Below are 13,499 nucleotides of genomic sequence, written 5' to 3'. Positions count from 1 at the left end.
GAGCGACTGTCCGTCGCTCAGTTCACTTGTGCGCGAAGTAGACGACAGTCTCGTCGTCGCCGCGGTCGTCCACGCGGACGAAGCCGACGCGCTCGAACTGGACGAGTTCGTCCGCCGGCACGTCGCCGAAGTCGGGTTCAGCGACGCCCGTCACGTCGCCGTCCATGGTGCGCATGCGGACCGGGACGCCGTCGGTCGGTGCCCAGTGAATCACGGCCACGTCACCCTCGCGGACCACGTCGAGGTCGTCGCCGGTGGCGACGAGCGAGTCGCCCTCGCGGCGGACCGCACCGAAGCCCTTCAGCCAGACGCGCTCGCCCTCGGCGGGCACGTCGCCCGATTCGAGGAGGACGCTGTCGCCGACGGGGATGTCGCGGGTGCCGCGCTCCTCGAAGCTCGGGTGGAGCGGCGGGTGGGCGCTGTCGGAGCCGCCCTCGACGGCGAACTCCGTCCCATCGCGGACGAGGAAGTAGCGGTCCGTGTCGTCGTCGACGAGGTCGCGGTTGTTCGCGTAGACCGTCGACATCGAGAGGTCGACGTTCGAGGTGGAGGTGCCGAGGCCGACCATCGCGTCTACGATAGCCTGTCCGCGGATGCCGCGGCGGCGGAGGCTCTTGATGGTCGGCACGCGCGGGTCGTCCCAGCCTTCGACTTCGCCCGAGTCGATGAGTTCCTTGATGCTCGACGTCGACATCTTCACGTCGTAGGCGTCGACCTGCACGTGGCCCCAGTGGACGACCTCGGGGTAGTCCCAGCCGAAGTAGTCGTAGACGAACTGCTGGCGCTTCGCGGAGTCCTGCAGGTCGATGCCGCGGATGATGTGGGTGACGCCCGTGAGGTGGTCGTCGACGCCGGACTGGAAGTCGAGCATCGGCCACGCGCGGTAGTCAGCCGCCTCCTCGCGGGGGTGCGGTGTGTCTATCATGCGGAAGGCGACCCAGTCGCGCAGCGCGGGGTTCTTGTGTTCGATGTCGGTCTTGACGCGGAGGACCATCTCGCCCGAACTGTACTCGCCTTCGACCATGTCCTCGAACTCCTCGCGGGTCGTCTCAGGGTCCTTGTCGCGGTGCGGACACGGCTTCCCGTCGTTCTTCAGGTTCGAGAACTCCTCGCCCGAACACGAACAGGTGTACGCGCCGCCCATCTCGATGAGTTCGCGGGCGTAGTCGTAGTACGTCTTCACCCGGTCGGAGGCGCGAATCACGTCGTCGGGCTCGAACCCGAGGTAGTCGATGTCGTCGAGGATGGCGTCGTAGGCCGTCAGGTCCGGCCGCTTCGTCTCCGGGTCGGTGTCGTCGAACCGGACGATGAAGGAGCCGTCGTACATCTCCTTGTACGTCCCGATGACCGCGGGCATGCGGGCGTGGCCGAGGTGCCACGGACCGTTGGGGTTCGGCGCGGCGCGCATGCGGACCTCGTCGTACGCCTCGACGTTGGGGAGGTCGGGGAGGAGCGAGTCGTCCGCGTCCTCCTCGGCTTCCATCTCGGCGAGTTCCTCGGGCGCGAGGTCTTCGAGTCGGTCGCGCTTTTCGCCCGCAGACAGCCGGTTGACCTCGGCGACGACGGGGCCGATGAGCCCCGGAATCTCGCCGCCGTGCTGTCGGAAGTCGGGGTTCTCGCCCATCAGCGGGCCCATAATCGCGCCCACGTCGGCGTCGCTGTCGTGTTTGACCGCGTTGAGAAGCGCGTGCTTTTCGGCCTCTCGCTCGATGCGCTCTCGAAGCTCGTCGTCCATTACCGTTGGCTTCCGCGGCGCGCCTAAAAACAGGCCCGGATTGCGGGGAAGGGACCTCGCGCGGGCAGGGGTACGTGGGATGTTAGCACTCCAGATCAGATATGCGTTACGGCGGCGGGGCTCGGGAGACGGACGGACCGAAGAGAAATCCTCGTGGCCGCGGTTCGCGGGCGCGTCGCGCTCTCAGTAGCCGCGGGTGATGAGGTAGTCCGCGATGTCGCAGAGCAGCTCGCGGGCCTCGTTGTCCGGAAGGACGTCGAGCCGCGACTTGGCCTGTTCGGTGAGGTCTTCGGCCATCTCGCGGGCGTAGTCGATGCTGCCCGCTTCGTTCAGCTCGGTGACGGCGGCCTCGACGGCCTCCTCGGTGAGCTCCTCGGCCGTCTCGGCGTCGACGAGGTCGTCTACGTCGATACCTTGCTGGCGCGCGTGGAGGGAGATGATGGTCTCTTTGTTCTCCACGAGGTCGGAGCCGCGCTGTTTGCCGAGCTGCTCCGACGGCACGGTCAGGTCGAGCACGTCGTCCTGAATCTGGAACGCGCTGCCGGACTCGATGCCGTACTGGTAGAGCGCCTCCACGACGTCGTCGTCTGCGCCCATGACGACCGCCGGAACGGCGGCCGCGGTCCCGTAGAGGACTGCCGTCTTCAGTTCGACCATCTGGAGGTACTCGTCGGGGAGCACCTCGGTGCGGCGCTCGAACTCGATGTCGAGCGCCTGCCCCTCGCAGATCTGCGTGCAGGTGGTCGCGAGTCGGCGGACGGCTTCGAGGCCGTCGGCCGGGTCAGCGCCGGTCTTCGTCAGGAGTTCGAACGCCTTGGCGTACAGCGTGTCGCCGGCGAGGATGGCGGTCGAGTTGTCGTACTCCTTGTGGACCGCCGGGACGCCGCGACGGAGGTCGTCGTCGTCCATGATGTCGTCGTGGATGAGCGTGAACGACTGGATGACCTCGATGCTCACGGCCGCGACCATCACGTCGATGGCGTCGCCCGCGAGCGTCGGGAACGCCCGGTAGTCCTCGGACATCGGTTCGACGTCCGCGAGCGACTCCGCGGTCAGGAGTGAGACGGTCGGCCGGAGACGCTTGCCGCCGGCTTTCAGGAGGTACCGGGAGGCCTCGTAGAGCCGTTCGGGCTCGGCCATCGGTACGTCCTCGTCGAGCGCGTCGTTGACGAGTTCGCGCCGCTCGCGAATCGCCTCGAGCACCCGCTTTTCCGTCGCGTCGGGAGTCATCACTCCACCAGCTGAATCATGTTGCCGTTCCGCGTGACGTGGACGTCGCGACCGAGGGCGTAGCCCTGACTCTCCGCGAGGTCCACGTACGGAGCGAAGCCTTTCAGGTTCTGGTGAGCCGGGATGACGTGCTGGGGCTGGAGCGCCTGCAGCATCTCGTAGTGCCCCTCCTCGCGGAGGTGGCCCGAGACGTGAATCTCGTCGTAGATGCGCGCGCCCTGCATGCGCAGGAGGCGCTCGGACTGGTAGCGCTGGCCCTCGTTCGTCGGCTCCGGGATGACCCGCGCCGAGAAGATGACCTTGTCGCCGTCCTCAATCTCGTACGGCGTCTCGCCGCGGCCCATGCGGGTGAGCATCGCGCGGGGCTCGCCCTGGTGGCCCGTGACGATGGGCAGGTAGTTCTCCTTGCCCTCCTTCATGATTCGCTTGAAGGTGCGGTCGACGGACTTGCGGTGGCCGTACATCCCGAGGTCGTCGGGGAGGTCGACGAAGCCGAGGCGCTCGGCGGTGCCGGAGTACTTCTCCATCGAGCGACCGAGGAGGACCGGCTGGCGGCCGATGTCCTTGGCGAACTCGACGAGCGAGGAGACCCGGGAGATGTGCGACGAGAACGTCGTCGCCACGATGCCGCCGTCGTAGTCCTCGACGGAGGTCATCACGTCTTTGAGGTGGCGGCGCGCGACGGACTCGGAGGGCGTGCGGCCCTTCCGGCCGGCGTTCGTACAGTCTTCGATGTACGCGAGCACGCCGTTGCCCTCGCGACCGATTTCGCGGAAGCGCTTCATGTCGATGGGGTCTTCGAGGACCGGCGAGTGGTCCATGCGCTTGTCGAGACCGTAGACGACGGCACCCTCGGGCGTGTGGACGACCGGGTTGATGGCGTCGATGATGGAGTGAGTGACGTGGACGAATTCGAGTTCCACGTTGCCGGAGTCGCCGATGGACATCGTCTCGCCGGCTTCCATCTTGACGAGGTCGTTGTTGACGTTGAACTTGTTCTCGCCTTCGATCTGCTGTTTCACCAGTTCGATGGTGAAGGGCGTCGCGACGACGGGGGCGTCGTAGCGGTGGGCGAGCTTGGAGATGGCACCGATGTGGTCGAGGTGACCGTGCGTGGGGACGATGGCCTGCACGTCTCCTTCGAGGTCGCTCATGACCCGGTCGTCCGGGATAGCGCCCATGTCGATGAGGTCGAGGCTGTGCATCTTTTCGGTCTCGACGTTGTCGTGGATGAGGACCTGCGACAGGTTGAGACCCATGTCGAAGACGACGACGTCGTCTCCGGCACGGACAGCCGTCATCTGACGGCCGACTTCTTCGTATCCGCCTATGGTTGCGATTTCGATTTCCATGGTTTGTGTCTCGATATTCCGAGCATCGAAAGCCACGATGTGGCGAAGGTGCTCACGGAAAGACGGGTGTCTGGGGGCCACCGGCCCCGGCGTCTTGCAGCTCGTCGGTCGAATGACCCCGCGTACGAGACGGCCCGAACCGGTCGAACTGGGCGCGCCCGCACTTACCCGCGGGTTTCTGGTACTGAGTTCTACTCACGGGGGTACTAAAAACTACGTGGGTTCACCGCGCCCGCACGCCCGGGATCGTGAGAGGAAGTCTCACGTGAGCCGGGTTTTTCCTCCGTTCGACGACGATTTCGACCCGGACGATCGGATTCGAGGGCCATCTCGCACTGTCGGTCCGGCACATTTAAGATAACTACGAGACGGGTTTGATGCATGAGCGGCCGACCCCTCGACGTCCTCGAAGCGTCACTCGACGAGCCGGTGACGGTTCTCCTCAAGGACGGAAACGCGTACTTCGGCGTCCTCGCTGGTTACGACCAGCACATGAACGTCGTACTCGAAGAAGCGCTGGACGAAGACACCGTGCCCGGGGATATCGAACTCGAGCAAGTCCAAGACACAACCATTATACGCGGCGATAACGTCGTCACCATCAAAGCATGACGGGTGCAGGAACCCCTAGCCAAGGAAAGAAGAACAAGACGACGCACGTCAAGTGCCGTCGCTGCGGCGAGAAGTCCTACCACGTGAAGAAGAAGGTCTGCTCGTCTTGCGGCTTCGGTAAGTCGAAGAAGCGTCGGAGCTACGCCTGGCAGTCGAAGTCCGGCGACAACTAACGACTCTCGACGGTCTCAGACCGTCTCTGTCTTCTCTCTCGCCGTCTGCGGCGAGAACGAACCCGCGTTCCTGACTCCCGGTTTGTCCCCGCGCCCGTGACACTCGCTAGCACCGAGTACGGCGTCGCTCCCCGCCCGTCCCACCCGAGTTCCTTCCTCGTGTTTTCCGGTTTCCCGAACTGTCACTTCATCTCGTCACCGCTCTCGGCTGGGTTGGTTTACCTCCGTTTTCAGCCCTCGCCGTCCATGCAGCGCATCTCCCGCTCTCGTCGAATTCCCGCCCCACCGAGCGGTCACCACCGCGTCCGAGATATGCACCCATGTGTATATTTGCCGGTTCCTGAACCCGTCGTTACTGCATAAGGACGGGTTTTTTACCCCCTCGACTCTCTACCATCTTCCATGGTAACTGGGCGGGACGACTCCCACCACCACATCGGCGGACCGACCGAGAAGTGCGGTGTCGTCGGCGTCGCACTCGGCGGTCGAGACGCCGCACGGCCCCTGTACTACTCGCTGTACGCCCTCCAGCACCGGGGCCAAGAGTCCGCAGGCATCGTCACCCACGACGGGTTCCAACAGCACAGTCACGTCCAGATGGGCCTCGTCGGCGACGCGTTCGGTGCCGACGACCTCGACGGCCTGAAGGGCGAGGCGGGCATCGGCCACGTCCGCTACCCCACCGCCGGCGACGTGTCGAAGTCGTGCGCCCAGCCGTTCGCCGTCTCGTTCAAGTCGGGGTCGCTCGGGCTCGCGCACAACGGTAACCTCGTCAACGCCAACGAACTCCGCGACGAACTGGAGAACTTCGGTCACGCCTTCACCTCGACGGGCGACACCGAGGTCATCGCCCACGACCTCGCGCGCAATCTCCTCGAAGAGGACCTCGTCCGCGCCGTCAAGCGGACTATGGAGCGCATTCACGGCTCGTACGCGCTCACCATCATGCACGACGAGACGGTCCTCGGCGTGCGTGACCCCGAAGGAAATCGTCCGCTCTGTATCGGCAAACTCGACGACGGCTACGTGCTCGCCTCCGAGTCGGCAGCCATCGACACGCTCGACGGCGAACTCGTCCGCGACGTGAAACCGGGCGAACTCGTCGTCCTCAACCCCGACGGAAGCGGCTTCGACTCGTATCAACTGGTCGAACGCGACAACACGGCCCACTGCTTTTTCGAACACATCTACTTCGCCCGCCCGGACTCCGTGATGAACGACACGCTCGTCTACGAGGTCCGCCGCGGGCTCGGCCGGAAGCTCTGGGAGGAAAACGGCGTCGACACCGACGTGGTCATGCCCGTTCCCGACTCGGGCCGCGCGTTCGCCTCCGGCTACGCGGAGGCCGCCCAAGAGGACGACGCGACCGTCGAGTTCGCCGAGGGACTGATGAAGAATCGCTACGTCGGCCGGACGTTCATCATGCCGACTCAGGACGAGCGCGAGCGCGCCGTCCGCCTCAAGCTCAACCCCATCAAGAGCACCGTCGAGGGCAAGTCCGTGACGCTCATCGACGACAGCATCGTCCGCGGGACGACCTCGAACCAGCTCGTCCAACTGCTGTACGACGCCGGTGCGACCGAGGTCCACATGCGCATCGGCGCGCCGCCCATCGTCGCGCCCTGTTACATGGGCATCAACATGGCCACCCGCGAGGAACTCATCGCCTCGGACAAGTCCGTCGAGGAGGTCCGCGACACCATCGACGCCGACAGTCTCGGCTACCTCTCTATCGACGCCGTCGCCGAAGTGCTCGAAAAGTCCCGCGCCGACCTCTGTCTCGGCTGTGTCACCGGCGAGTACCCGTACGACATCGACGGCGAGGAGACCGACCGCGACGTGAGTCGCCCCGTCGTCGGTGCCGAAGTGCCGCTGAGCGACTGAGTTCCGGTTCCGGACCCCGCCGGTTCCGCTCCCGTTCGTCCCCCCACGCCCAACCTGTCGCTCCGTCTGACAGTCAGCGGGAGCCTCGATAGCATAATCAACGGGGTCTTTCTTGTCTCTCGCACCCGTTGTTCGAACCGTACTCCGACTCGCCGAGGACCGGGTTGCGAGCGGAGTACGGAGTGCGAATCGACGGGGTGGTGGAGCGCCGCGGGAGGGCCCGCACATCCCGTCTCTGTGACCTGCCGGTCGCACCACGTACTACCGCCCGTCCGAATCGGCGGCCCTCGGGTCGCGCGCCCCGCCGCGGGCGTCGGACGGGTACTCCCTTTGAACGCCCGAGCGACGGCGCTCGCCGTCCCCGCTCAGTAGACGACGTAGAGGAGGACGTAGACGACGTTTCCGAGGACGAACGAGACGAGCCACAGCGAGGCCGCGACGCGGCCGAACCGGGCGTGTTCCGTCCCGAAGACCTCGGTTATCGGTCGCGTCAGCGCCAACAGCAGAGCGTAGTAGACGACGGGGACACAGACGACGGCCAAGAGGATGTGAACCGCCAGCGTCGGGAGGTAGACGAACTGGTAGACCACGTCGGGGCCGGGGAACTCCGCGGTTCCCTGGACGACGACCTTGTAGAGATAGAGGACGAGAAACGTCGCAAAGAGGAGGAACGAGGCGAGCATCATACGCCGGTGGCGCTCGATTTCGCCGCGGCGGACGAACCGGACGCCGGCGAGGATGGTGACGATGGCGACGGTGCTGATGACCGCGTTCACGTGCGGGATCGCGTTCAGCACGGCCTCGGGAACAGTCGGAATCGCGGCGCGAGGAATCGCGCCGAGCGCCGCCCCGAAGACGAGCGCGAGCGACAGCACCGAGAGAATCGCAGTCAGTCCGCGGACGTGGTCGCGTGCTCGGAACTCCATAGGCGTATCCCGGTGCTGCGAGGCCAAAATCGTTCTGTCGCCCGCCCGCGGCACGGCGCCTGCAAACGCCCGACATTGCCGAGTCGAAAGGAAAGTCATTTAAATTACCGCGGGGTAAACGAGAGTGCAGCAAGACACAGCGAGCGTGGGTAGCCAAGCCAGGCCAACGGCGCAGCGTTGAGGGCGCTGTCCTGTAGAGGTCCGCCGGTTCAAATCCGGTCCCACGCATCGCAAGATGCAGGTGACGTCCCTACACGGACATCACCCACGCACAATCCTTCCACAAAACTACATCCCTGAGAGATTCCTCTCTGGGTTTCTCTGCCCTGCTCCTCGCTGAGGAACACCTCTCTGAACGTCTCGTTATTCACCGGCCAGCGACCGTGCCGCCGCCGACTTCGACCATCGACCGCCGTCCCGTGCCGCGAGTTTAAAAGGGTCGAACGAGTAACACGCGGCATGGCCAAGTACTCGACGAACCGGGGCGGTGGCGGCGGCGACGGCGACAGTTGCGAACTCTGCGGTCGCAGCACCGCGAAGCTCCGGCGCGCGAACGTGGCCGGCGCGGACCTGTTGGTCTGTCCGGACTGCGCGCCGCACGGCGAGAACCGCCACGCGGACCGAAAAAGCGAGTCGACCGACGCCTCGCGCGACGGCTCCGAGCGGAACCGCAAGAAGCGCGCCGCCCAGCGCACCGCCAAGATGTACGACAGCGCGAAGGGAGACTCCAAACACTGGGAGGAAAAGGGGACGAACTACGAGAAAGACCGGCTCCCCTACCTCGTCTCCGGTTACGGCGGCGTCGTCGAGTCCGCCCGGCAGGACGCCGGCCTCCAACTCTCCGACCTCGCCGACGAACTCGAACTCGACGAGAAGCAACTGCTCGCCATCGAACAGGGCCGGGCCACGCGGGCGAACATCGGCGGCTCGGCCATCCGCGCGCTCGAAGAGCGCCTCGGCGTGACCCTCGTCGACGAGTAGCACGATTTTTCTCGGTCGGGCGTCTCGACGCGCATATGTCCGACTCACTCGCACCCGAGTCCCCGACGGTCCGGGCGTTCGACGCGACGGTGACGCGCGTCGACGGTCGGTCGGTCGTCCTCGACGAGACGTACTTCTACCCCGAAGGCGGCGGTCAGCCCGCCGACCGCGGTGTTCTCGGCGGCGTCGCCGTCGAACACGTCCGAAGCGAAGCCGACGGAACGATCGTCCACGACCTCGCGGCCGACCCCGACTTCGGCGTCGGCGACGAGGTGACCGGCGTCGTCGACGACGACTTCCGGACGTACTGTATGCGGGCGCACACCGCGAGTCACGTCCTCTACGGCGCGGGTCGCCGCATCTTCGACGACCTCGGCTACGGCGGCTTCGACATCTCCGCGGAGAAGGTCCGCGTCGATTTCGAGACCTCGACCGAGGTCGACGACGACGCGCTCGTCGAACTGGAGCGTCTCGTCAATCGAGCGGTGTGGGACAGCCGCGAGGTGTCGTGGGAGGAGATTCCCGTCTCGGAGGCCCGCGAGCGCGAGGAAATCGCGTTCAACGTCAAGACCGAGGAGGGCGTCTTTGCCGAGTCCGAAACCGTCCGGGTCGTCTCCATCGACGGCTGGGACTGGGCGGCCTGCGGCGGGACGCACGTCTCGAACACCGTCGAAATCGGGTCGGTCGAGGTGCTCGGTCGGTCGAACCCCGGCGAGGGACTCACCCGCGTCGAGTTCGCGGTCGGTGCCTCCGCTATCGACCGCCGTGCCGCAGTTCGAACGTCCGCCTACGAGGCCGCCCGAGCGCTCGGAACGAACCTCGACGGTCTCGGAGAGTCAGCCGCCACTGTCGCGGCCGCGCGCGAAGAACTGGAATCCGAACTCGCCGACCTGAAGTCCGAGGTACTGCGCTCCCGACTTGCGGACTTCGAGACGGTCGAACGCGACGGACTGACGTGGCGGGTCGGTGCGGTCTCCGGCTTCGACGCGAACGAGGTCGGCGACGCGGCCAAGGAGGCCCGCGACGGTGCGGACGTGGTCGTCGCCGTCGGCGAGTCCGACGCGCCGTTCGTCGTCGTCGCTAGCGCCGGCGACGCGGCCGCCGGCGACGTCGTCGCCGAGGTGACAGGCGAGTTCGGCGGCGGCGGCGGCGGCGGGCCGACCTTCGCGCAGGGCGGCGGTCTCGGCGCGCCGGCCGACGAGGTGCTGGCGTACTTACGCGACTGAGTTGACTCTGACCACCGATACTGTGGCGTGCTGACGCCCGACGGACGACCGGCGGTTCAATCATCTTTTTCAATGATGGTCCGTACTCATCACCATGGAAACCGTAGGGTCTGCCACGGGTCTGACCGACGAGCAACGGGCCATCCGCGACGTGGTCCACGAGTTCGCCGTCGAGGAGATTCGCCCGACCGCGCGCGAGGCCGACGAGACGGAGACGTTCCCGGAGGACGTGTGGGACGGCCTCGCCGAACTCGACCTGACCGGTCTGACCGTCCCCGAGGAGTACGGTGGGTTCGGCGCCGACCGCGCCACCTACGCCGTCGTCAACGAGGAGGTCGCCTACGGCCAACTCGCCGTTGCGACCGCGCTCTCCGTGCACTGTCTCGCGACCGAGTGCATCGCCGAGTTCGCTACCGAGGAGCAGAAGGAAACGTGGCTCCCCGAGATGGCTCGCGGCCGGCCGGTCGGCATGTTCGGACTCTCCGAACCGGACGCCGGGTCGAACCCCGCGGAGATGTCGACGGTCGCCCGACGAGAGGGCGACGAGTACGTCATCAACGGCAAAAAGCAGTGGATAACGAACGGCCAGCGCGGCGGCGTCTGCATCCTCTTCGCCAAGACCGACCCCGACGACCCGTCGTCGGTCACGCAGTTCCTCGTCCCGAAGGAGGCCGGCTACGAGGTCGGCAAGAAAGAGGAGAAACTCGGCCTCCGCGCCTCCGACACGACGGCGCTCCTCTTCGACGACGTTCGCATCCCTGCGGAAAACCGACTCACCGAGGAGGGCAAGGGACTCTCCGCCGCCTTCCGCATCCTGACCGGCGGCCGAATCGGCATCGCCTCGCAGGCCGTGGGGCTCGCGCAGGCCGCGCTCGACGACGCCATCGACTACGCGAACGAGCGCGAGCAGTTCGACAACCCCATCTCGAAGATTCAGGCGATTCGCCACAAAATCGCCGACATGGGCACGCAGGTCCACGCCTCGCGGATGCTCGTCCGCGAGGCCGCTCGCGTCGCCGACGCCGGCGACGACCCGCGGACCGCGGCGTCCATCGCGAAGTACTTCGCCAGCGAGGCCGCGGTCGACGTGACGAACGAGGCCGTGCAGGTCCACGGCGGCTACGGCTACACCACCGACTTCGACGTGGAACGCTACTACCGCGACTCGAAGATTACGACCATCTACGAGGGGACCAGCGAGATTCAAAAGGAGATTATCGCGCGGTCGCTCCTCGACTGAAGGGGCGAGCCAGCCCGCTTTTTCACCCGGTCGGGTCGCTCACGGACTCCGGGCGAGCGTCGGCAGTCCCCGCTCGCGGACGACGTCGACCGCGGCGACGCCCGCGAGGAAGATACATCCGACGAGCGTCACCCACGCACCCGCCGCCGAGACGAACGTCTCGTCCCACAGTTGGATGAACCGCAGGACTGCGACGGTCCCGACGACGCCGACGACGAGTTCCGCGCGGCGGGACCGCCGTCCGGCGAGCGCGGCCACGGAGAGCAGGACGACTGTCGGGAGGAGGACGATGCCGTGGACGAGCTCCAGACCGTTTCCCATGCCGCCGTAGTAGACGGAGATAACCGGACCTTCGTGGGCTGGGTCGACCTGTATCCACGGGAGGAAGACGCCGGCCGCGACGACGAGCGACGGGAGGACTGGGGCGAGGCGTTCGCGGAGCGGAGATGCCATATCGGAGGCGACGCCGGTTTTCCGTATAGGCCTTCTCCCGAAGCGTCTTTTCCCCGCGGTTCCCTACTGCGGGCAATGACGCTCCCCGACCTCTCGGCGTTCGACGCCGTCGTCTACGACCTCGACGGTACGCTCGTTAACCTCCGCGTCGACTGGGACGACGCCGCCAGCGACGCCGCAGCCGTCCTGCGCGACGCTGGCGTCGACGCCGACTCGCTGGACCTCTGGAAGATGCTCGACGCGGCCGACGAGGCCGGCGTCCGCGACGAACTGGAGCGGGAGCTCGCGGCGCACGAGCGAGAGGGCGCGTGGGTCTCCGACCGTCTCCCGCTCGCGGACTACCTCGCTGACGACGGCGTCCCCTCCGGCGTCTGCTCGCTCAACGCCGAGGACGCCTGCCGGGTCGCGCTCGACGTGCACGACCTCACGGGGCACGTCGACGCCGTCGTCGGCCGCGACACCGTGGCGACCCGCAAGCCCGACCCGGAGCCGTTGCTCGCGACGCTCGAACGGATGGCGGTCGACCCCGACTCGGCCGTGTTCGTCGGCGATTCCGGTCGCGACGAGGTGACCGCCGACCGCGCGGGCGTCGCCTTCAGATACGTCGACGGCGGCCCGTCGGGCGTCTGAGACGAGGCTCTGAGGAAGCAGAAATCGAGAGATGCAGGGCGAACAGGCGGCACGTTCGCTCCGCCGGACGGCGTGCCGCGCTCCCGCGTCTCGCCCGGCGGCGATGCTCAACGCACGGGGGCGCTGGCCGCGGAATCGGTGATAAACCTCCGCTCCGGCGCGGCCGTTAAGCCCGCCGAGTCCTACGGTCACGCATGGGATTTCCGGTCTCGTACTACTGTCCGCACTGCGGCGCGGTCGTCGAACTCGAACGCGACGGCTACCTGGCCGACAAGTCGGTGACGCCGTACCCGCTCGAAGGCTGGTCGTACGCCGACCCGACCGACGACTTCGAAGACGCCGAGGGCGTCCGGTTCGCCTGCGGCGAGAGCGACGCCCCCGGCCTGTCGTGGACCGGTGACGTGGTCGATGCCGACGACGTGGAGAACCCCACGCTGGCGTCGCCGTGCGGCCGCGAGTTCTACCTCTCGTTCGTCAGATACGAGAATGGCCGCGAGGTCGAAGCCGTCCCCGAGAGCGACTACGTCGTCATCGGCGGGGGAGGCCCGTCCGGTCCGTCGGGCCCACGAGGTCCGGACGCGGGGCCGCGCGGTCCCGACGGGTTCTGAGTCTTCGGGAGCCTCCGCGCCCGCGACGTACGTCCGAGTCGTGCGAACGCGCGTCACTCCGTATTCAATAGCTCACGCGTCGACTATCTATCATGGTTCCCATTCAGTCCACGTTCGGTCTCGGTGACGCGCTGTTCTTCGTCCCGTTCGTCGTCATCGCCGTCGTCATCTTCGCGTTCGCCGGCGCGGTGGTCTACCTCGAACACAGAAAGGAGATGGCGCTCATCGAGAGCGGCCACTACGACGAGGTCGGCCGCGACTCGCGGGCGTGGATTCTCGGCGGCGGCCTGCTCGTCCTCGCGCTCGGCCTCGGAAGCGTCGTCTCGGCGCTCCTCTCCGGCGGCGCGGTCGGCGACGGCGTGACCGCGGTCTTCGTCGGTCTCGCGGCGCTCGCGTACTACTTCTACAAGCGCCGCACGGTCGGAACGACCGCCGCCTGAGCCGCGAAC

General features: G+C 66.7%; 14 protein-coding genes and 1 tRNA gene. 10 read left to right on the top strand and 5 right to left on the bottom strand.

The genetic code is table 11. The annotated features are described in order from the left end of the window. Positions 1–22: 22 nt before the first annotated feature. From BN984_RS05160 to BN984_RS05150, 3 genes are all read right to left on the bottom strand, one after another. Positions 23–1,735, bottom strand: a complete 1,713-nt coding sequence (locus tag BN984_RS05160) for a glutamate--tRNA ligase (protein ID WP_049967821.1) — start codon at positions 1,733–1,735, stop codon at positions 23–25. Between the two features lie 183 nt (positions 1,736–1,918). Beyond that, positions 1,919–2,965 (bottom strand): geranylfarnesyl diphosphate synthase, encoded by a 1,047-nt coding sequence (gene idsA3 / locus BN984_RS05155; RefSeq protein WP_008095029.1) that lies wholly within the window; start codon positions 2,963–2,965, stop codon positions 1,919–1,921. Continuing rightward, positions 2,965–4,317, bottom strand: coding sequence for a ribonuclease J (locus tag BN984_RS05150; protein ID WP_008095031.1), 1,353 nt, complete (start codon positions 4,315–4,317; stop codon positions 2,965–2,967). The genes idsA3 and BN984_RS05150 overlap by 1 nt, the downstream gene beginning before the upstream one ends. Positions 4,318–4,698: 381 nt before the next feature. Here BN984_RS05150 and BN984_RS05145 point away from each other — a divergent pair, with 381 nt between their 5' ends. From BN984_RS05145 to purF, 3 genes are all read left to right on the top strand, one after another. Continuing rightward, complete coding sequence (locus BN984_RS05145; protein ID WP_004042938.1) at positions 4,699–4,929, top strand: LSM domain-containing protein; 231 nt, start codon at positions 4,699–4,701, stop codon at positions 4,927–4,929. Continuing rightward, complete coding sequence (locus tag BN984_RS19030; RefSeq protein ID WP_004042936.1) at positions 4,926–5,102, top strand: 50S ribosomal protein L37e; 177 nt, start codon at positions 4,926–4,928, stop codon at positions 5,100–5,102. Before BN984_RS05145 ends, BN984_RS19030 begins: the two co-directional genes overlap by 4 nt. A 402-nt stretch (positions 5,103–5,504) precedes the next feature. Next, positions 5,505–6,986, top strand: a complete 1,482-nt coding sequence (gene purF, locus BN984_RS05140; RefSeq protein ID WP_008095037.1) for an amidophosphoribosyltransferase — start codon at positions 5,505–5,507, stop codon at positions 6,984–6,986. Between the two features lie 365 nt (positions 6,987–7,351). Here purF and BN984_RS05135 read toward each other — a convergent pair whose 3' ends face one another. Continuing rightward, positions 7,352–7,912, bottom strand: coding sequence for a DUF420 domain-containing protein (locus BN984_RS05135; RefSeq protein WP_049967820.1), 561 nt, complete (start codon positions 7,910–7,912; stop codon positions 7,352–7,354). A 143-nt stretch (positions 7,913–8,055) separates the two neighbouring features. Between BN984_RS05135 and BN984_RS05130 the strand changes: the two genes are divergently transcribed. From BN984_RS05130 to BN984_RS05115, 4 genes are all read left to right on the top strand, one after another. Beyond that, a tRNA-Leu gene (locus BN984_RS05130) sits at positions 8,056–8,140 on the top strand. Positions 8,141–8,371: 231 nt separating this feature from the next. Further along, positions 8,372–8,893, top strand: a complete 522-nt coding sequence (locus BN984_RS05125; RefSeq protein ID WP_049967819.1) for a helix-turn-helix domain-containing protein — start codon at positions 8,372–8,374, stop codon at positions 8,891–8,893. A 35-nt stretch (positions 8,894–8,928) separates the two neighbouring features. After that, the gene (locus BN984_RS05120; RefSeq protein ID WP_049967818.1) at positions 8,929–10,119 is read left to right on the top strand and encodes a serine-tRNA(Ala) deacylase AlaX; all 1,191 of its coding nucleotides are present in this window, start codon (positions 8,929–8,931) and stop codon (positions 10,117–10,119) included. Positions 10,120–10,213: 94 nt separating this feature from the next. Beyond that, the gene (locus BN984_RS05115; RefSeq protein WP_008095045.1) at positions 10,214–11,359 is read left to right on the top strand and encodes an acyl-CoA dehydrogenase family protein; all 1,146 of its coding nucleotides are present in this window, start codon (positions 10,214–10,216) and stop codon (positions 11,357–11,359) included. Positions 11,360–11,398: 39 nt separating this feature from the next. On the opposite strand, the gene BN984_RS05110 is transcribed toward BN984_RS05115, so the two are convergent. Further along, the gene (locus BN984_RS05110; RefSeq protein ID WP_008095048.1) at positions 11,399–11,812 is read right to left on the bottom strand and encodes a hypothetical protein; all 414 of its coding nucleotides are present in this window, start codon (positions 11,810–11,812) and stop codon (positions 11,399–11,401) included. A 75-nt stretch (positions 11,813–11,887) separates the two neighbouring features. Here BN984_RS05110 and BN984_RS05105 point away from each other — a divergent pair, with 75 nt between their 5' ends. From BN984_RS05105 to BN984_RS05095, 3 genes are all read left to right on the top strand, one after another. Further along, entirely contained in the window at positions 11,888–12,442 is a 555-nt protein-coding gene (locus tag BN984_RS05105) for an HAD family hydrolase (protein WP_008095050.1), read from the top strand. A gap of 194 nt (positions 12,443–12,636) precedes the next feature. Then, complete coding sequence (locus BN984_RS05100; protein WP_008095052.1) at positions 12,637–13,050, top strand: hypothetical protein; 414 nt, start codon at positions 12,637–12,639, stop codon at positions 13,048–13,050. A gap of 92 nt (positions 13,051–13,142) precedes the next feature. Next, a complete protein-coding gene (locus BN984_RS05095) occupies positions 13,143–13,490 on the top strand; it encodes a hypothetical protein (RefSeq protein WP_008095054.1) in 348 nt (115 codons plus the stop codon). Positions 13,491–13,499 lie beyond the last annotated feature (9 nt).

This window comes from Haloferax prahovense (assembly GCF_000723845.1).
GTDB lineage: Archaea > Halobacteriota > Halobacteria > Halobacteriales > Haloferacaceae > Haloferax > Haloferax prahovense.
This window is presented reverse-complemented; position numbering and strand designations above follow the sequence as displayed.

What these genes read in the sequence shown, in the direction of transcription:
- BN984_RS05160 (WP_049967821.1), bottom strand. Translation starts at nt 1,735, where the DNA reads ATGGACGACGAGCTTCGAGAGCGCATCGAGCGAGAGGCCGAAAAGCAC.
- idsA3 (WP_008095029.1), bottom strand. Translation starts at nt 2,965, where the DNA reads ATGACTCCCGACGCGACGGAAAAGCGGGTGCTCGAGGCGATTCGCGAG.
- BN984_RS05150 (WP_008095031.1), bottom strand. Translation starts at nt 4,317, where the DNA reads ATGGAAATCGAAATCGCAACCATAGGCGGATACGAAGAAGTCGGCCGT.
- BN984_RS05145 (WP_004042938.1), top strand. Translation starts at nt 4,699, where the DNA reads ATGAGCGGCCGACCCCTCGACGTCCTCGAAGCGTCACTCGACGAGCCG.
- BN984_RS19030 (WP_004042936.1), top strand. Translation starts at nt 4,926, where the DNA reads ATGACGGGTGCAGGAACCCCTAGCCAAGGAAAGAAGAACAAGACGACG.
- purF (WP_008095037.1), top strand. Translation starts at nt 5,505, where the DNA reads ATGGTAACTGGGCGGGACGACTCCCACCACCACATCGGCGGACCGACC.
- BN984_RS05135 (WP_049967820.1), bottom strand. Translation starts at nt 7,912, where the DNA reads ATGGAGTTCCGAGCACGCGACCACGTCCGCGGACTGACTGCGATTCTC.
- BN984_RS05125 (WP_049967819.1), top strand. Translation starts at nt 8,372, where the DNA reads ATGGCCAAGTACTCGACGAACCGGGGCGGTGGCGGCGGCGACGGCGAC.
- BN984_RS05120 (WP_049967818.1), top strand. Translation starts at nt 8,929, where the DNA reads ATGTCCGACTCACTCGCACCCGAGTCCCCGACGGTCCGGGCGTTCGAC.
- BN984_RS05115 (WP_008095045.1), top strand. Translation starts at nt 10,214, where the DNA reads ATGGAAACCGTAGGGTCTGCCACGGGTCTGACCGACGAGCAACGGGCC.
- BN984_RS05110 (WP_008095048.1), bottom strand. Translation starts at nt 11,812, where the DNA reads ATGGCATCTCCGCTCCGCGAACGCCTCGCCCCAGTCCTCCCGTCGCTC.
- BN984_RS05105 (WP_008095050.1), top strand. Translation starts at nt 11,888, where the DNA reads ATGACGCTCCCCGACCTCTCGGCGTTCGACGCCGTCGTCTACGACCTC.
- BN984_RS05100 (WP_008095052.1), top strand. Translation starts at nt 12,637, where the DNA reads ATGGGATTTCCGGTCTCGTACTACTGTCCGCACTGCGGCGCGGTCGTC.
- BN984_RS05095 (WP_008095054.1), top strand. Translation starts at nt 13,143, where the DNA reads ATGGTTCCCATTCAGTCCACGTTCGGTCTCGGTGACGCGCTGTTCTTC.